At 71.1% G+C, this 16,337-nt stretch carries 14 protein-coding genes and 1 pseudogene; 12 read left to right on the top strand and 3 right to left on the bottom strand.

Annotated features, from left to right (window positions below):
* Together JIX56_RS28570 and JIX56_RS28565 are read left to right on the top strand one after the other, a co-directional pair.
* Entirely contained in the window at window positions 1–2,223 is a 2,223-nt protein-coding gene (locus JIX56_RS28570; protein ID WP_257544791.1) for a bifunctional glycosyltransferase/CDP-glycerol:glycerophosphate glycerophosphotransferase, read from the top strand.
* A 30-nt stretch (window positions 2,224–2,253) separates the two neighbouring features.
* Window positions 2,254–4,038 carry a hypothetical protein gene (locus tag JIX56_RS28565; RefSeq protein ID WP_257544789.1) on the top strand — a complete coding sequence of 595 codons (1,785 nt, stop codon included), beginning with the start codon at window positions 2,254–2,256 and terminating at the stop codon, window positions 4,036–4,038.
* Between the two features lie 124 nt (window positions 4,039–4,162).
* Here the strand turns inward: JIX56_RS28565 and JIX56_RS28560 are convergent, their stop codons facing one another.
* Entirely contained in the window at window positions 4,163–4,576 is a 414-nt protein-coding gene (locus tag JIX56_RS28560; RefSeq protein WP_257544787.1) for an organic hydroperoxide resistance protein, read from the bottom strand.
* 130 nt (window positions 4,577–4,706) lie between these two features.
* On the opposite strand from JIX56_RS28560, the gene JIX56_RS28555 reads away from it, so the two are divergent.
* The 7 genes from JIX56_RS28555 to JIX56_RS28525 all read left to right on the top strand — a co-directional run bounded on the left by JIX56_RS28555 (window position 4,707) and on the right by JIX56_RS28525 (window position 12,917).
* Window positions 4,707–5,234, top strand: a complete 528-nt coding sequence (locus JIX56_RS28555; RefSeq protein ID WP_257544785.1) for a MarR family winged helix-turn-helix transcriptional regulator — start codon at window positions 4,707–4,709, stop codon at window positions 5,232–5,234.
* 144 nt (window positions 5,235–5,378) lie between these two features.
* Complete coding sequence (locus tag JIX56_RS28550) at window positions 5,379–6,971, top strand: glycosyltransferase family 2 protein (RefSeq protein ID WP_257544783.1); 1,593 nt, start codon at window positions 5,379–5,381, stop codon at window positions 6,969–6,971.
* Window positions 6,972–7,070: 99 nt separating this feature from the next.
* The gene (gene galE, locus JIX56_RS28545; protein WP_257551175.1) at window positions 7,071–8,042 is read left to right on the top strand and encodes a UDP-glucose 4-epimerase GalE; all 972 of its coding nucleotides are present in this window, start codon (window positions 7,071–7,073) and stop codon (window positions 8,040–8,042) included.
* Window positions 8,043–8,186: 144 nt separating this feature from the next.
* Window positions 8,187–8,621, top strand: coding sequence for a DUF6507 family protein (locus tag JIX56_RS28540; protein WP_257544781.1), 435 nt, complete (start codon window positions 8,187–8,189; stop codon window positions 8,619–8,621).
* Complete coding sequence (locus tag JIX56_RS28535) at window positions 8,618–11,014, top strand: CvpA family protein (protein WP_257544779.1); 2,397 nt, start codon at window positions 8,618–8,620, stop codon at window positions 11,012–11,014. Before JIX56_RS28540 ends, JIX56_RS28535 begins: the two co-directional genes overlap by 4 nt.
* Complete coding sequence (locus JIX56_RS28530; RefSeq protein WP_257544777.1) at window positions 11,011–12,033, top strand: hypothetical protein; 1,023 nt, start codon at window positions 11,011–11,013, stop codon at window positions 12,031–12,033. The genes JIX56_RS28535 and JIX56_RS28530 overlap by 4 nt, the downstream gene beginning before the upstream one ends.
* Window positions 12,034–12,284: 251 nt before the next feature.
* Window positions 12,285–12,917, top strand: coding sequence for a hypothetical protein (locus JIX56_RS28525; protein ID WP_257551174.1), 633 nt, complete (start codon window positions 12,285–12,287; stop codon window positions 12,915–12,917).
* 34 nt (window positions 12,918–12,951) lie between these two features.
* Here the strand turns inward: JIX56_RS28525 and JIX56_RS28520 are convergent, their stop codons facing one another.
* Complete coding sequence (locus JIX56_RS28520) at window positions 12,952–13,509, bottom strand: ATP-binding protein (protein WP_257544775.1); 558 nt, start codon at window positions 13,507–13,509, stop codon at window positions 12,952–12,954.
* Window positions 13,510–13,715: 206 nt separating this feature from the next.
* Here JIX56_RS28520 and JIX56_RS28515 point away from each other — a divergent pair, with 206 nt between their 5' ends.
* The 3 genes and pseudogenes from JIX56_RS28515 to JIX56_RS28505 all read left to right on the top strand — a co-directional run bounded on the left by JIX56_RS28515 (window position 13,716) and on the right by JIX56_RS28505 (window position 15,711).
* Window positions 13,716–14,567 (top strand): helix-turn-helix domain-containing protein, encoded by an 852-nt coding sequence (locus JIX56_RS28515; protein WP_257544773.1) that lies wholly within the window; start codon window positions 13,716–13,718, stop codon window positions 14,565–14,567.
* Window positions 14,568–14,578: 11 nt separating this feature from the next.
* Window positions 14,579–14,779, top strand: a complete 201-nt coding sequence (locus JIX56_RS28510; protein WP_257544771.1) for a DUF397 domain-containing protein — start codon at window positions 14,579–14,581, stop codon at window positions 14,777–14,779.
* Window positions 14,766–15,711 (top strand): annotated as a pseudogene (locus JIX56_RS28505) (ADP-ribosylglycohydrolase family protein). Before JIX56_RS28510 ends, JIX56_RS28505 begins: the two are co-directional and overlap by 14 nt.
* Here the strand turns inward: JIX56_RS28505 and JIX56_RS28500 are convergent.
* Window positions 15,698–16,336: a TetR/AcrR family transcriptional regulator gene (locus JIX56_RS28500; protein WP_257544769.1), complete on the bottom strand. Its 639-nt coding sequence runs from the start codon at window positions 16,334–16,336 to the stop codon at window positions 15,698–15,700. The pseudogene JIX56_RS28505 and the gene JIX56_RS28500 overlap by 14 nt on opposite strands.
* Between the last annotated feature and the right edge of the window lies 1 nt (window position 16,337).

Below are 16,337 nucleotides of genomic sequence, written 5' to 3'. Positions count from 1 at the left end.
ATGCCCCGCTTCACTGTCATCGTCCCCGTCTTCAAGGTCCGGGGTTTCCTGCGGGAATGCCTCGACTCGGTCCTTGAGCAGTCGTACCGGGACCTGGAGGTGATCGCTGTCGACGACTGCTCGCCGGACGGCAGCGGCGAGATCCTCGACGCGTACGCCGCCCGCGACCCGCGCGTACGGGTGCTGCGTCTCCCGGCGAACGTGGGGCTCGGCCGGGCCCGCAACGCCGGGCTGCCCTACGCCACCGGGGACTTCCTCCTCTTCCTCGACAGCGACGACACCCTCATCCCGGGTGCCCTGCGTGCCCTGGCCGACCGGCTCGACGAGGCCGGCGATCCCGATGTGCTGGTCTTCGACCACGCCCGCACGTACTGGTGGGGCGGGACGCGCCGCAACGCCCTCGCGCACCTCCTGAACACGGCGGGCGAAGGCACCTTCACGGTCTCCGAGCGCCCCGAGATCCTCGAACTGTGGATGTCCGTGTGGAACAAGGCGTACCGGCGGGAGTTCGTCGAGACGCACGGCTTCCGGTTCCCGCCCGGCTCCTACGAGGACACGCCCTGGACGTTCCCGGCGCTGCTGAGCGCCGGGCGGATCGCCACGCTGGACCGGATCTGCGTGGCCCACCGGCAGCGGCGGCAGGGCGACACCCTGTCCACCACGAGCCGCCGGCACTTCGACGTCCACGACCAGTACGAGAGGGTCTTCGGCTTCCTCGACTCCCGCCCGGAGCTGGCGACTTGGCGGCCGTATCTGCGGAACAGGATGGCGGAGCACTGCCTGGACATCCTCGCCGAGCCGGACCGGCTGCCGCCTGCCGACAAGGCCGAGTTCTTCCGGCGGACAGCCGTGCTGTACCGGAAGTACCGGTCCGACGACGACCCCGTGGCCCCGGAGTTCCCTGTCCTGGAGGGCGGTTGGACCGCCTACCGCGCCCGGCAGGGGGCCGTCCGCGTCCGTACGGCGCTCGGCGCGCACGGGGAGCGGCTGCGGGCGGCCGGTGCCGAGGGGATCAGGCGGGGCTGGTCGCTGGCGCACGAGCGGCTGCCGCTGGACCCGAATCTGGCGGTGTACTCGGCGTTCTCGCACCGGGGAGTGCTCGGGGACCCGGCGGCCGTGTACCAGGCGGCCCGCGATCTCGCGCCGCACCTGCGTGGGGTGTGGGTGGTGCGGCCGGAGCGGGTGGCGACGCTGCCGCCGGGCGTCGAGTACGTGACGCCGGGGTCGCGCGAGTATCTGCGGGTGGCCGCGCGGGCCACGTACTTCGTCAACAACGTCAACTGGCCCGGCACCCTCACCAAGCGTCCGGGCAGTGTGCACATCCACACCCATCAGGGGGCCCCGCTCAAGTTCATGGGCGCCGATCTGCTGCACAAGCCGGGTGCCCGGCTCGGTGTGGATGTGCCGCGGATGCTGCGCCGGGCCGACCGCTGGGACCACAGCCTCGTCGCCAACCGCCACTCGGAGCTGGTGTGGAGCAGGGCGTACCCGTGCGGCTTCACCTCCCTGCGGACCGGCAGCCCGCGCAACGACGTCCTGGTGAACGCCGGGCCGGACAGCGGCGCGTCGATCCGTGAGCGGCTCGGCATCCCGGTCGGCCACACGGTCGTGCTGTACGCGCCCACGCCCCGCGACTACCGGCGGGGCGGCCACGTCGAACGCTTCGACCTCGCCCGGTTCGCCACGGACCTGCGGTGCGGTCTGGGCGAGGCCCACACCCTCGTCGTACGGCTGCATCCGTCGCTCGCGGACGGCCCGGCGCGCGGGTTCGGGCTCGCCGAGCTGCACCGGCGGGGTGTCGTCGTGGACGCGACCGACGAGCCGCATGCGGAGGAGCTGATGCTCGCCTCCGACGTCCTGGTCACGGACTACTCGGCCCTGATGTTCGACTACGCCAACCTCGACCGGCCGATCGTCGTGCACGCCGACGACCGGGACGCCTTCGCGGCGAGCCGGGGCATGTACGTCGACATCACCGCCGACCCGCCCGGCCATGTGTCCCGCTCCTACCGGGAGCTGGCCTGGCTGTTCGACTCCGGGCAGTGGCGGGACGCGGAGTCGGCGCGGCTGCGGGCGGGGTTCCGGGAGCGGTACTGCGAGTTCGACGACGGGCGGGCGGCCGAGCGGGTGGTGCGGACGCTGATGCTGGGTGAGAGGGCGGCGGCGGTTCCCGCGCCCCGGCCGGGCACCCACACCTCACTCGATGTGGTGACCGCGAGCTAAGCCGTTGACCCGAGCGGGAATATACGGCGAATGCCTCGAACAGCCCATACCGGTCACGATTCCGGCCGCGATCCCCTGCGAGCCGGCGCCCGGCGTCGCCGTGTCGCCCTCGGCGCCACCGCCCTGCGCGGCGGCCGTACCTGGCTGACCCGGCGGCCGACTCCCTATGTCGTCGTCGGCGGGCTGTTCTGGCTGGTGATGACGCTGGCGTACTGGCGGGTGCCGCTGTGCTGCGACGCCGGTCAGCACGCGGCGGTCGTCGAACGCCTCCGCTGGGACCTGCTGCATCCGGCCCACCCGACCGCCGACCTCCCGGGCGCCGGCAGCCCGTACTACTCCCCGTATGCCGTCACCCAGGGCGTCCTCGCCCGGCTGACCGGCCTGAGCGGGTGGTCGCTGGTGAAGCTCGCCGGGCCGGTGAACCTGCTGGTGCTGCTCACCGGGATCGGCCGTCTGGTGCGCGTGCTGACACCCCGGCCGTGGGCGCCGGTCCTCGCGTTGCTGTTCATGACATTGCTGTGGGGCACCGAGCGGATCCTGTGGAGCGGCTACCTCGGGCTGATGTCGATGACGACGAACCTCGGCTATCCGTCGGCGTGCGCCACCGGACTGACGTTCTGGGCGTGGGCGTGGACGGCGGCACGCGCGCGTGGCGGCGGGTTTTCGCGGGGCGTGCGGTACGTCGGGCCTAGGGCCCTTCTGATGGATCTCCGTGGGAGAAGGAGCGGCGTTCGGTGCGTGCTCTCGGCGTGCCGGGCGAAAGCCCTCGTAGCGGAGCCACTAGGGCTTTTGTCCGGTGCGGCGAGAGTGCGTGCCGGGCGTCGCGACGCCGCGGAGATCCATCAGAAGGGCCCTAGCGGCCTCGGCAGCCTCTGGGCGTACACCGGACTCGGCACGCTGTACGGGCTGATCCTGCTGGTGCATCCGATCACGGCCGTGGCGTCGATGGCCGGGGCCGTGGCGATCGTGGCGGCCTGGCAGCGTGGATGGCGGGGCCCGTTGGTGGGGCGTTGGGCGCTGACGGGAGCGATCGCCCTGGCGGTCGCGGTGTCGTGGCCGTACTACGACATCCTGTCGCTGGCCGGGAACACGGGTGTGGACGGCATGCACAAGCCGCTGTACGAGAACGTGGCCGGACATCTCTGGCTGGCGCTGTTCGGGCTGCCGGCGCTGTGGGCACGGGGGCGCAGGTCCCCGAGGGATCCGCTGGTGCTGATGTTCGCGGCGGAATGCCTGGTGGTGGCGTACGGCTGGGTCAGCGGGCACTACACGTACGGCCGCGTCCTCGGGCTCGCGGCCGTGCCCGCGCAGTTCGCCCTGGCGGTGGAGCTGGCGGCGCCCCGGCCGTGGGGGTGGGCCCGGCACGTGCTGGGCGGGGCGGCGGTCGCGGGGGCGTGCGTGGGGTTCCTCACCGTGCAGGCCGGGGCGGTGGTGCCGTCCCGGCTCGACCCCGTGGGGTTCGATCCACCGCCGCGGTGGCCTTCGTACGCGTGGGTGGCGCGGCATGTGCGGGCGGGGGACGTGCTGATCACGGACGGGTATTTCGCGGAGCGTGCGGTCGCCGGCTACGGGGTGAACCTGGCGGTGCCCACCTGGCCCGATCCGGCGCTGGACGAGCGGGAGCGGGCTCGGCGGTACGCGGATGTCCGGGCGTATCTGGATCCCGCGTCCTCGCGTGCGAAGCGCGCGGTGGTCGCGCGGCGGTACGGGGTGAGGTGGGTGTTGTTGGCTCGTTGGCAGCGGGTGCCGGGGGAGGCGGTGGTCGTGGGGTGGAGTGCTGAGACCGGGGAGGTGCTGGCGCGGATCGCTCCGTAGGGGGTGGTTTCGGAGCGATCCGCGAGCTTGCGGCCGGTGGGGGCTGGTCGCGCCCACGCGGCGGAGCCGCACATTGATACAGCCCCGCGCCCCTAAAGGTGTGAGCCCTTCCCGGATCGCTTGGCTACTCGACGACCAGCTCGACCGGCATGTTGTTGCGGGTTGCGTTGGAGTAGGGGCAGACCTGGTGGGCCTGCTCGACGAGCTTGCGGCCGGTGGCCTCGTCGACGGTGTCGGGGAGCTCCACGCGGAGGGTGGCCTTGAGGGCGAAGCCCTCGCCCTCCTTGCCGATACCGACCTCGGCGGTCACGGCGGCCTCGCTGACGTCGACCTTGGCGGCGCGGCCGACGAGGCCGAGGGCGCTGGCGAAACAGGCGGCGTAGCCGGCGGCGAACAGCTGCTCCGGGTTGGTGCCCTGGCCGTTGCCGCCGAGCTCCACCGGGAGGGCCAGGTCGAGGTCGAGCTTGCCGTCGTTGGTGACGGCGCGACCGTCGCGGCCGTGGGTGGCGGTGGCGACAGCGGTGTAGAGCGCGTCCATGGGAGAACCATCCCTTTCAAAGGGTCATGTCACGTCCGGCGGTCCGGTCCGACCGCCGTTCATGGACTCAAGTAGAGCACACAATTCAATTGACCACAACTAAATGGCGGACACGAGTTACTCTGGAGCCATGACCACGAACGCCGCCCCCTTGCCCGAGGGGATCTCCCGGGAGATCCCCGGGCAGGTCTCCGAGGAGGACCTCCTCCGTCTCGACCGGCAGATCTGCTTCTCCCTGCACGCCGCCTCGCGCGCCTTCAACAGCGTCTACCGCGTGGTTCTGAAGGACCTCGGGATCACCTATCCCCAGTACCTGGTGATGCTGGTGCTGTGGGAGCAGGGCGAGCTGCCCGTGAAGAGGCTGGGCGAGCATCTGCGGCTCGACTCCGGAACCCTCTCGCCGCTGCTGAAGCGCCTGGAGGCGGCCGGTCTCGTACGGCGTGAGCGCAGCGCCCGCGACGAGCGGTCGGTGGTGGTGCGGCCGACCGAGGAGGGCACCGCCCTGCGGGAGCGCGCGCTGGCCGTGCCGCGCCGGATCGTCTCCGCGACGAGCTTCGACATCGACGAGATCCGCGATCTGCGCGACCGCCTGAACCGCCTGACGGCCGCACTGGACGAGGCGGCGCTGGAGGACCCGACGGGTCAGTCACAGGTCTGACGCCGCGCCCCGTCCGGGCGATCGGACGGAATCCAACAACCTTGAACGGAACCCCGACCTCACGGGTGCCATCTTCCCCACGGGGCCGCGAAGCGCCCCTTAAGGGAAGATTGCACACATACCTCTCACAGGTGCGGGGCAAGCATGGCTCTTCAGCAGGCGCAGGTCTCCGTCGTCGTCATCGGGTACGACGACGCCGCCCATGTGGCGGACGCCGTGCGTTCGGCGCTGGCACAAGGGCCGGCCGTCCGTGAGGTGATCGCGGTCGACGACTGTTCTACGGACGGCAGCGGGGAACTGCTGGAGCGGCTGGCCGAGGACGAGCCCCGCCTGAGGGTGATCCGGCGCCCGGCCAACAGCGGCGGCTGCGGCACCCCGCGCAACACCGGGCTCGACGCCGCCGCCTCGCCGTACGTGATGTTCCTGGACAGCGACGACGTGCTGCCGCCGGGTGCCGTGGAGGCGCTGCTGGGCGCGGCCCTGGAGCACGACGCGCCGGTCGTGTCGGGGCTGTGTGTGCGCAAGGAGCTGCCGTCCGGCCGGGAGACCCCCTGGCAGCCCGAGCTGTACGCCCGGCGCACGCTGGTGGCACATCCCGCCCAGCGCGTACGCCTGGTGCACGACACCCTCTGCGTCAACAAGCTCTACCGCACCGCCTTCCTGCGCGAACGCGCCATCCGCTTCCCCGAGGGCCGCTACCCGTACGAGGACTTCGTGTTCGTCGCGCGCGTGCTGGCCGCCGTGCCGCGCGTCGCGCTCGTACCGGACCCGGTGTACGTCTGGCACGTACGCCGGTCGGCGGCCCGGCTGTCCATCTCCCTGGACCGCTCGGACATCGCCAACTGGCGGGCCCGCCTCGAGGCCGACAAGCTGTCGTACGACATCCTGCTGGGCGCCGGCGAGAAGCAGCTCGCGCGGGCGACACGGACGCGGTTCCTCGACCACTCGCTGCGGATGTACGCGCGCGAGCTGGACCTGCGCGGCGCGGAGTACCGGCGCGAGTGGTGGGCCCTGACGCGCGCGTACCTGTCTTCCTTCGACGAGGGCGACTTCACGCCGGCGCCCGCGCCCGGCCGGGTCGTCGCCCGGGTGATCCTCGCTTCCGAGGAGCCGCGCGACCTGGCCCGCCTCAAGGAGCTCGCGGCCCGCCCGGCCCGGCTGAACCCGCCCTACGCGCGCGCGGCCGACGGCTCCCCCGTCTGGTCCGCCGATCTCCCCCAGGTGGAGCTGGACCACCTCCTCGTCCGGCCCGTGCATCTGCTGCCCGCCGCCGTCGACGCGGAACTGCGGCCACGCGCGCGTGGGACGGCGCTCCGGCTGCGCCTGCACGAGCTGTACGAGCGGATGGCGGACGCGGGGCCGGAGACCGTGCGGGTGGAGTTCACCGAACGGGAGACCGGGCGGGTCGGGTTCAGCGGCACGGCGGCCCTCGCGGCCCAGCCGGACTTCGACAGCTGGACGGCCGACGTCCCGCTGGACCTGGCGGCGTTGGGCAGCGGCACCTGGGACCTCCGGCTGCGGCTGCGGTTCCAGGACGGCACCCACCGGGAGACCACCGCGCACGCCGTCGCGGGCGCCGGGCTATTGCGCCGGAGCGCACTGCCGAGCACGCGCCACGGTGTGCTCCTGGTGCAGCCGTACGCGACGCACGCGGGGGCGCTCGCGGTGCGGATCGCGCCCGGTTGGCGAGGATTGACCGAAGTGGTACGCCGTCGCCTCAAACGCCTGCTTCACTGATGACCTACCTGCGATGACCCATCTGCCGGCACCCGCCGGCGTCTGTCGGCATCCGCCGGCACCCGCATCAACACCATGACTACGAGGGGACGGTCGTACATGACCTGGCTGATCACCGGTGGCGCCGGATACATCGGGGCGCATGTGGTGCGCGCGATGCTCGACGCGGGCGAACAGGCCGTCGTCTACGACGACCTGTCCACGGGGATCGCCGAACGGGTCCCCGACGGGGTGCCGTTGGAGATCGGCTCCACCCTCGACGGGGAGCTGCTGACGCGGGTGATCCGGGACCGAGGCATCACCGGAGTCGTCCATCTCGCGGCGAAGAAGCAGGTCGGCGAGTCCGTCGAACTACCGCTGCACTACTACCGGGAGAACGTCGAGGGCCTGCGCACCCTGCTGTCGGCCGTCACCGACGCCGGGGTCGCCTCCTTCGTCTTCTCGTCCTCCGCCGCCGTGTACGGCATGCCCGACGTGGACCTCGTCACCGAGGACACGCCGTGTCTGCCGATGAGCCCGTACGGCGAGACCAAGCTGGTCGGCGAGTGGCTGGTGCGGGCCACGGGCCGGGCGACCGGCCTGTCGACGGCCTCGCTCCGCTACTTCAACGTGGCCGGGGCGGCGACCCCCGAGCTGGCCGACACCGGCGTCTTCAACCTCGTCCCCATGGTCTTCGAGAAGCTCTCCGAGGGCGCCCCGCCACGCGTTTTCGGCGCCGACTACCCGACCCCCGACGGGACGTGCGTCCGCGACTACATCCACGTCGTCGACCTCGCGGAGGCCCATGTGGCGGCCGCGCGGCGGCTGCGCGAGGCGCCGGGCACGGACCTGACCCTCAACATCGGTCGCGGGGAAGGCGTCTCGGTGCGCGAGATGATCGACCGGATCAACACGCTCACCGGTCACGACCTGCCTCCGACGGTCGTCGACCGGCGCCCGGGCGACCCCGCCCGTGTCGTCGCCTCGGCGGACCGGATCGCCTCCGAGCTGGGCTGGAAGGCGCGGCACGGCGTCGAGGACATGATCGCGTCGGCATGGGCGGGCTGGACGCTGAACCACGCCGCGCAGTGAGATGTGTGGCTGGATCGACCTGATGCGGGAACTGTTCGTGCCGTTTGCGCGTGTGTACTGAGGGAAGCGAACGACGCGTACGAGAAGTACGACGAGCAAGCGACGTACGACGTATCCGACAGGGGCGTTACGGGGGTAGCGACGATGCCGGCATGGGACATCGATCCGATCAACGTGCAGACCACGCTGAACTCGACCGGTGAGGCGGCGGGCGGCCTGGAGAAGGCCGCCAACTCTCTGGTGACGAACATGGCGAGCGCGGCCGAGTCGGCCGGTACGGCCGTGCCGGGCGGGCAGTTCAACGGGCCCATGATCGGGCCGGTGGCCGCGGGCACTCCCCGGGTGCCGGTCGGCCCGGTCGCGGCGGCGCTGAGCCAGTACCTCCAGGAGCGGCAGCAGAAGCTGGCGTTCATGGCGCAGCGGACCATCGACTCGGTGCAGGGCGCGGCCAAGGCCACCAACGCCTATGTCACAGGCGACCTGGACATGGCCGCCGAGCACCAGGCGGGCGCCCTGAAGGCGACGGTCGTGCCACCGCCGCCGGGTGTCGACGGCAACGGCGGGCAGGGGCCGAAGTGAGCGACGACATCCCCGTCATCCCGGAGGAGGTCCCCGAGTTCACGGGCGATCTGGAGCTGCTGGACCAGCACATCGCGGGCGTCCGTTCGGCCGGCACCTCCCTGAAGGACTCGGGCTCGGCGATCCACACCCGCTTCGGCGGCCTCTCCGCGTACTACAAGGCGCCGGAGGCGGAGGCGCTGTTCGCGACGACCGCGCCGGTGGCGGCCAAGGGCGACGAGTTCGCCACCGAGCTGGAGACCGTGGCCTCGGCCCTGGACACGTATGCCGCCGCCGTCGGCCCGCTCAAGCAGAGGTTCGACCAGCTCCGCCAGGACGCGATCGCCTTCCGCAACAGGATCGCGGGTGACGACGAGTGGCGCGCCGACGGCGACCTCGTCGAGGAGAACAACAACCGCCGCTCGGACATCAACGCCGCGTACGCCGCCTTCCAGGCCGCCGAACGCGACTGCTACAACAAGATCGTCGCGCTGGTCGGCGGCGAGGCGCTCGTCGTCAACGACGGCTCGAACAAAGAGAACATGTACGGCTACCGGGGCGAGGACCTCAACAACGCCGGTGGTCTGCCCTGGGGCGACCCCGTCGAGGAGTCCAACCCGTGGTACTACATCCACGAGCACGCCTGGGACTTCGCGGTCGGCTTCGTCGTCGACGGTGTGTGGGGCACGATCAAGGGTCTCGGCACACTGGTGGGCTTCAACGGCCTGGACGCGGCCGGCCAGGCCTGGGTCGGCCTCGCCAAGCTCGCCACCGGCATCGTCATCATGTCCAACCCGGTGACCGCCGCCGCGTTCTGGCTCACCCCCGACGACAAACTGCCCTCCTGGATCCGCGACTCCCGTACGGCGGTCGTGGAGACCGGCAAGGCGCTCATCGCCTACGACGAGTGGGGCAAGAACCCGTCGCGGGCGGCCGGGGCCGTGACCTTCAACGTCCTCACCACCGTCTTCACGGGCGGGGCGGGCGGTGCCGTGGCCGGCGCGGGCAAGGCCGGCGCCATCGCCAGGGCCATCTCCTTCGCGGGCAAGGCCGGCAAGATCGTCGACCCGATGACGTACATCACCAAGGGCGTCGGCGCGACGGCGGTGAGGATCAGCGACGTGATGGCGGGCCTGCGCGGCATCACCGACGGCACGCAGATCAGGCTCGGCGAGGGCACGTACCAGATCGCCGACCCGCCCAACATCACGGACGACCTGCCGGCCGGCCTGACCCCCGAGAACAGCGTCCGCATGGAGACCCCCAAGGGCGAGGTCGTCTACCTCAACACCGAGACGCTGGTCATGCACAACGCCGACGGCACGGTGCGCGAGTCGCTCGACAGCATCAAGCAGGAGGGTACGGCGGCCGAGCGGGGGGCCGATGTCTCGCAGCGCCAGCCGGAGCTGGTGGGCGCCGGGGCCAGGGTGGGCGACGGGACGGGGACTGTGGGGCAGGTCGGGGACAACGGCCTGCCGTCCGGGAGCCATGAGACGCCGACCGGTGGTGGTCGTGGTGAGACACCGGGTGGTGGACAGGCGGAAACCCCCTCGGGCGGCGGTCACCCGGAGAGCCCTGCGGGCGGCGGTCACAGTGAGACGCCCGGCGGTGGCGGCACCGACGGACCCGGCAGCGGTGGTACCGACGGACCCGGCGGTGGCGCTGACGGTCCGGGTGGGCCTCCTCAGGATCCGCCGGTTGGCCCGGGAGCCGGTAGCGGCGGTCCGGACGAACCCAGCGGCTGGGAGCGGCCCGACGGCGACCCGGCGCCCTTCGAGCGCGGCGGTCAGCTGGAGGACCAGGTCCGTCAGCAGATCCGGGGTACGAAGGTCAAGCCGGGCGACGTCGAGTCGATCCTGAACACCCTGGCCGGGCACCCGGCGGGGCGCGAGGTCGCCGACGTCATCGCCTCCGGGCGCTTCAGGGACGCCCCGAACTTCTCGGACGTCGTCTCCAACATGTCCCGTCCTTCGGAGATGCCCGGGAGCCTGGAGCAGATCCGGCTGGCCAACCGGCTGCACGAGAGCGGACTGACCGACATCTCGTTCGAGGTCAAGCAAGGAGGCCACGAGATCAAGCCGGGAGTCGTCACCGGCGAACGGACCGACCTGGACGTGATGGCCCGGGACGCGGCCGGCAACGTCCACGGCTGGCAGTTCAAGGACGTCCAGTCGACCAACCCCAGGAACGTGGTCGGCAAGGTCTTCAAGGAGATGCGCCAGCTGACGGACTCGGGCGCCGACGTGCAGACTTTCGTGCTGGACACGGTGGTCTCGAAGCAGGACCTCGCGCCGCACCTCGGGCGGCTGGAAAAGAACTACATGGACAAGAACGTGCAGGTCGTCATCCGCACACCGGACGGAATCGTGTTCATCCCGCCGGGCGGTAGGTTCATGCCGGAGGGAACGCTGTGATCACCACTACACCCGTCGCCCGGTGGACCTGGGGACGTGACGACGAGGCTGCCGACGGTCTGGTCCTGTGCCTGCGTGATGTGCTGGGCGCGTACGCGGTGCTGGCCTCCCACCGCCTCGCGCTCGGCGCGCCGAAGGTGCGTCTCAAGGTGCCCGAGTCGGGAAACCCGAAGAACCGCCTGTTCGAGGGCGAGCTTCTGCCGGGTGAAGGGCATGATCCGGACGAGGCCGCCACACGGTTGGCCGACGAGGCCCGTGCCGCGCTTCGTCCCGGCGAAATCGGCTCGGTGGAGGCCGAGATCACCTGCACCGGCGTCCTGCTCGACGGCGAGGGACGGGAAAGCCGCCAGGAGAGGCTGTTTCTTCTGGGCACGGCCGCGTACCGCGACTATGTCACCACGGACCTCGTGACGTTCTCGGACGCCTGGATGCCGTACGACCTGGAAGGGCGCCCTCAGGCTGACGTCCACGGCGCGAACGCCCCGCGCCTGGAGGCCGCGCTGCGCGACCTCGCGGAAGCACTGGGCGAGGAGACCGACCCGGACGACCCGACCTTCTTCGGCAGGCCGACCGAGACGGGCGTCGACAACTTCTTCGAGCCGGACGGCTCCCCGTCCGACGTGTGGTCCCGCTTCGAGATCCCGAGGCGTAGCGAGGTCTTCCGGCATGGCCCCGTCTTCGACTCCGTGGGCTACAAACGGTCCGGGGCCGAGCAGGTCCAGTGCGTCCCGGTCGTCGCCGACCACGGCGGCGTCCTCGGCTACCTGTGGGCCTCGGACGCCGACGCCGCCGCCAGCTTCGAACCGCGCGCGGCGGCCGATGAGGAAGGCCGCAAGGCGGGTCTGGTGTGGCTGGACCGCCTGCACGAGTCGTACGAGCGCGGCCTGACCCCGGTCCAGGCCCTCGCGGCCTGCGCCGCCCTGCCCGCCGACCCGGTGGCGGGCCACGTATCCGGGAACGCCGAGCCGCAGATCATCGCCCTCGACGACCTGCGCGAAGCCGCCATGCACGGCGACTGACCCGCCACGGTGAGGGGAGGGAAGTGACGAACACGCCCGGCCACGCTCCCAGGCCGGGCGCCGGTGGATGGGACCCGCCGGGCTCGATCTCCATGGTGTCGATCTGTCCGGCAGGGACCTCACCGAGTCCTGGCTGACGCAGGCGCACGGCAGTCCCCACCGGGCCCGGCCCTCGGCCACTTCCCCGGGAAGCGACTTCCCTCGACACCCTGGAAGAACCGTCAGGACGGTACTGAGTGACCTCCACACTCCTGCGCTCTCCGAGCGAGTCCGCGTCTTGGACCTGGAACCTGGACGACGTCGAGCCGCCTGGCCTGGAGTCCGCGCTGACCGTCGTGGCCCGTATGAGTCAGGTCCTGCGGGAACATGGGCTTCTGGTACCGCCGTTCGCCCTCGAATGGGACTGGTTCGTGTACGGCAGCGGCGGCATCGGCGTCACCACACGATTGTCGCTCCGGAGCCCGCTGGCCGACCCGGAACTGCCCGCTCACGTTCTGGCGGCCCGCCCCGTGGGCTTCCCCGACGCGTCGGTCGGGAGCATCCTCGTCGTGGGCTCCGGCACCTGGATCGACGCGGCGGGGGAGAAGCACCGGGAACACCGGCTGGTCGAATTGACGGTGGCGCCGGACGCGCCCGGCATCTGGGCGGAACTGGCCGTGTTCCACGACATCTGGGGCCCCTTCGACTTCCGGGGCCTGCCCCATCCGGACGTCGAGCAGCGGAACGCCCCTCGCCTCGCGGCGGCCCTCCAGTCACTCGACGCACTGCTGGGCGTCTCCGCCGAGCCCGGCGATACCACGTACTTCGGCAGCGCCGAAGGCCACGGCATCAAGGCCCCGGAGGCGATCGACGGCCATGGCCCGGACCTGACGGACCTGCTCTGACAGTGATGATGTTCGTGGTGCCGTCGCCGGCAGGTCAGGGGATCTGCTCGGGGCCGGATGAGAGCCGTGAGGTCGGCGGAACGGACATCGACTGATCAGGTCGTCCCCCATACGCTCCTCGGTGCGTCAACTGCCAGGACCGGCCGGTTGGTCCCTGGTGTGAGTGGCATCCCACGGGGTGCTCGGCGAGAGGACGCGCAGCCGCCGCCCTGCCCTCGCCCAGCTCGAACCACACCCCTTTCCCCGCCGCGCCCAGCCGCTCGGTCCCCCAGCGGCCCTCCGTGACCGTGTCCACGATCCACAGACCACGGCCCGATTCGGCGTCGTAACCCTCAAGTCGGATCGGGGGATTTCGGGACTCGTCGTAGACCGTGACGCGTACGGCATTGCGGTAACCGTCCGTGTCGAGCAGCAGCCGGACGCCCCGCTCCTTCGTGTGCACGCAGGAGTTGGTGACCAGTTCGGAGGTGCAGAGCACGGCGTCGTCCACGAGGGCGTCCAGTGCGAGGGCGTGGAGAACGGTGGTGACGAAGTCCCGGGCGACGTGGGGGGTGGTGGGGAGGAGGGGGCAGTTGAGTTGGTATTTGGGCATGGCTCATCAACTCCAACTTGCTGGGGGCGTGGGTGAGTTGAGGCACGCGAGGGCTGGGCGCACTCAGGGTGCCGGGCACGTCACCGACCGTAGGGCGTAACCTGGTGACGGCACAACCTGATGCCGGATATTGACCCCGTTTCGGTGACCGTCTTGCTCGGGTGAACGGCATACTCGTCAGCCGAACAACCAGGGAGAGAGCACCGATGCCACCCAGGAGCACCCCTACCGCCCGGCAGGAGCGCCTCGGCGCCGAGCTGCGCAAGATCCGCGAACGGGCGGGTGTGACGGCCCGCGCAGCTGCCTCACTCCTGGGCACGAACCCCATACAGCAGAGTGCCTACGAGGCCGGCCGCAGCGGCATCAGCGAGGAGCGGATTCGTCGCCTGGCGGCGCATTGCGCGTGCGATGACAGGGCGTACGTCGACGCGTTGGTGAGCATGGCGAATGAGCGCGGCAAGGGGTGGTGGGACAAGTACCGGGGCACCGTCGTTCCCCAAGGGCTCGCTCTCGCAGAGTCCGAGTATCACGCCACTCGCATCCGAACTTTCCAGGTCGTGCATGTTCCTGGCCTGTTGCAGACCGAGGAGCACATGCGGGCTCTGTTCAACTACGCATCACAGAACGTGCCCCAAGGCGACCTGGACACCTTCGTGGCGTTCCGTACCCAACGCCAGCAGGTCCTCGACGACCCTTCCGGGACGCCGTACGAGGCCATCGTCCACGAGGCTGCTCTCCGCATCCGCGTTGGTGGCCGCGACACGACCCGGGCCCAGTTGAAGCGGCTCCTCGAACGATCGGAAGCGGCCAACGTGACCGTTCGTGTGCTGCCTTTCGATACAGACGACTTCGCCGGAACGGGCTATTCGATGCTCTACCTGCACGGACCCGTCCCCCAACTGGACACCGTGCAGATCGATACGGGCCATGACAGCGAGTTCTTCGACGCGGAGGCACGCTTGTTGCAGTATCGACGGCGATACGAGCGGGTGACGGCAGCGGCTCTCCCTGTGGCGGAGTCCCGAGACCTCATCGCCCGCATTGCCCACGAGCTGTGAAAGGAACCGACGTGCCCGATCCTCGCTTCCACTGGCAGAAGTCGTCCTTCTCAGGCGCTGATGCGGGTGACACCTGTGTCGAACTCGCCCCCACCCCCGCCGCCATACACATACGCGAAAGCGACCACCCCACCATCCTTCTCACCACCACCCCCACCCCCCTCCACGCCCTCCTCACCACCCTCAAAGAAGGCACCCTTGGCGGCCATTGACCCGCAGCGCGCCCTCGGCGCAGTGCTCGGCTCCGCCGTCGGCGACGCGCTGGGCGCGCCCTTCGAGTTCGGCCCCGAGGGCGCGTTCTCCGCACGCTTCCCGAAGGGCCACCGCGGGGAGATGTGCGGAGGCGGCGGCCTGGGATCCGGGCGAGGCCACGGACGACACGCAGATGGCCGTGCTCGTCGGGGAGTCACTCGTCGAACACGGCGGCCTCGAACTCCCCGATGTCTTCCGGCGGTTCCAGCGCTGGGCGGCCGCCGGGCCCAAGGACATCGGCATCCAGACCGAGGACGTCCTCACCAACGGCGAACCCTGGGACTTCGCCGCCGCCCTCCACTTCCAGGTGAACCTGCGGGCCGCGGGCAACGGCGCGTTGATGCGGGCGGCCACCTCGGCCGTGTACTTCGCGCCGTACGGGCGAGAGGCCGGCATGGATGCCGGGCGGCGGCTGTCCGCGCTGACGCACGGGGACGCGGCAGCCTGGGAGGGCACGGCCGTCTTCCACGAGTTGGTACGGGTCGCGCTGGGCGGAGGCGATCCGCTCGCCGCCCTCCCCGAGACGCTGGACGCCGTACGCCCCGACCACCGCACCCGGTACGCCGTCGTCCTCGCCCCCGACTGGCACCCGGACGACGCCACAGAGTTCAACGGTGCCGTCTGGCCCTGTCTCGGCTCCGCCGTCTGGGCGCTGCGTACGACCGACTCGTACGAGGACGCCGTACGAGCGGCCGTCGACCTCGGCGGCGACACGGACACGGTGGCGGCGGTGACCGGAGGGCTGGCGGGGGCGGTGTACGGCGTCGGCGGTATCCCCGAGCGGTGGCTGGAGCCGCTGCACGTGCCCCTCCCCGGGTTCGGGGACCGGGTACTGCGGGCGCACCAACTGGCGGATCTCGCCCGGGATCTGAGCCGACCTACAGTGCCCTGAGCGCCGCCGCCGTGGCCCGGGTCAAGCTCGCCAGATAGCCCTTCGGCAGCTTCGGCGCGCGCACGACCACCGACCGCCAGTACAGCGGCCCGGAGATCACATCCAGGGCCAGGTCCTCGTCGACGCCCTCCCGGACCTCCCCGCGCGCGACCGCCGCCGCGACGATCCCCGTGGCCACACTCTGCTGGCCCTCGCGGAGCGCCTTCTGCATCGCCTCGGCGATCTCGGGGTTGCGGGCGGCCTCGGCCTGGAGGTCGGGGATGATCTGGCCCGCGACCGGGTGGCGCAGGGCGCGCGAGGTGACCTCGTACAACAACCTGAGGTCTCCCTCCAGCGAACCCGTGTCCGGCATCGGCAGGCCCTGCACCGCCACCGCCGAGACGAGGTCCAGCACCAGGTGCAGCTTGGAACGCCAGCGCCGGTACACCGCCGTCTTGCCGACACCCGCGCGGCGCGCGATCCCCTCGATGGACATCCGGGCGTAGCCGACCGCCGCCAGCTCCTCGAAGACCGCCGCCCGGATCGCCTCGGTCACATCCTCGCGGAGCACGGCCGCCCCGGCGGGGGCCCGGCGACGCGGCCGTGGCGGCGGCTGCGCTGCGGAGGGGCCGGCGTTCGTCGTCATG

Source organism: Streptomyces sp. CA-210063 (assembly GCF_024612015.1).
In the GTDB taxonomy this organism is placed as follows: Bacteria; Actinomycetota; Actinomycetes; order Streptomycetales; family Streptomycetaceae; genus Streptomyces.
This window is presented reverse-complemented; position numbering and strand designations above follow the sequence as displayed.

What these genes read in the sequence shown, in the direction of transcription:
- JIX56_RS28555 (WP_257544785.1), top strand. Translation starts at nt 4,707, where the DNA reads ATGACCACGAACGCCGCCCCCTTGCCCGAGGGGATCTCCCGGGAGATC.
- JIX56_RS28500 (WP_257544769.1), bottom strand. Translation starts at nt 16,336, where the DNA reads ATGACGACGAACGCCGGCCCCTCCGCAGCGCAGCCGCCGCCACGGCCG.
- JIX56_RS28515 (WP_257544773.1), top strand. Translation starts at nt 13,716, where the DNA reads ATGCCACCCAGGAGCACCCCTACCGCCCGGCAGGAGCGCCTCGGCGCC.
- JIX56_RS28550 (WP_257544783.1), top strand. Translation starts at nt 5,379, where the DNA reads ATGGCTCTTCAGCAGGCGCAGGTCTCCGTCGTCGTCATCGGGTACGAC.
- JIX56_RS28565 (WP_257544789.1), top strand. Translation starts at nt 2,254, where the DNA reads ATGCCTCGAACAGCCCATACCGGTCACGATTCCGGCCGCGATCCCCTG.
- JIX56_RS28540 (WP_257544781.1), top strand. Translation starts at nt 8,187, where the DNA reads ATGCCGGCATGGGACATCGATCCGATCAACGTGCAGACCACGCTGAAC.
- JIX56_RS28560 (WP_257544787.1), bottom strand. Translation starts at nt 4,576, where the DNA reads ATGGACGCGCTCTACACCGCTGTCGCCACCGCCACCCACGGCCGCGAC.
- galE (WP_257551175.1), top strand. Translation starts at nt 7,071, where the DNA reads ATGACCTGGCTGATCACCGGTGGCGCCGGATACATCGGGGCGCATGTG.
- JIX56_RS28520 (WP_257544775.1), bottom strand. Translation starts at nt 13,509, where the DNA reads ATGCCCAAATACCAACTCAACTGCCCCCTCCTCCCCACCACCCCCCAC.
- JIX56_RS28570 (WP_257544791.1), top strand. Translation starts at nt 1, where the DNA reads ATGCCCCGCTTCACTGTCATCGTCCCCGTCTTCAAGGTCCGGGGTTTC.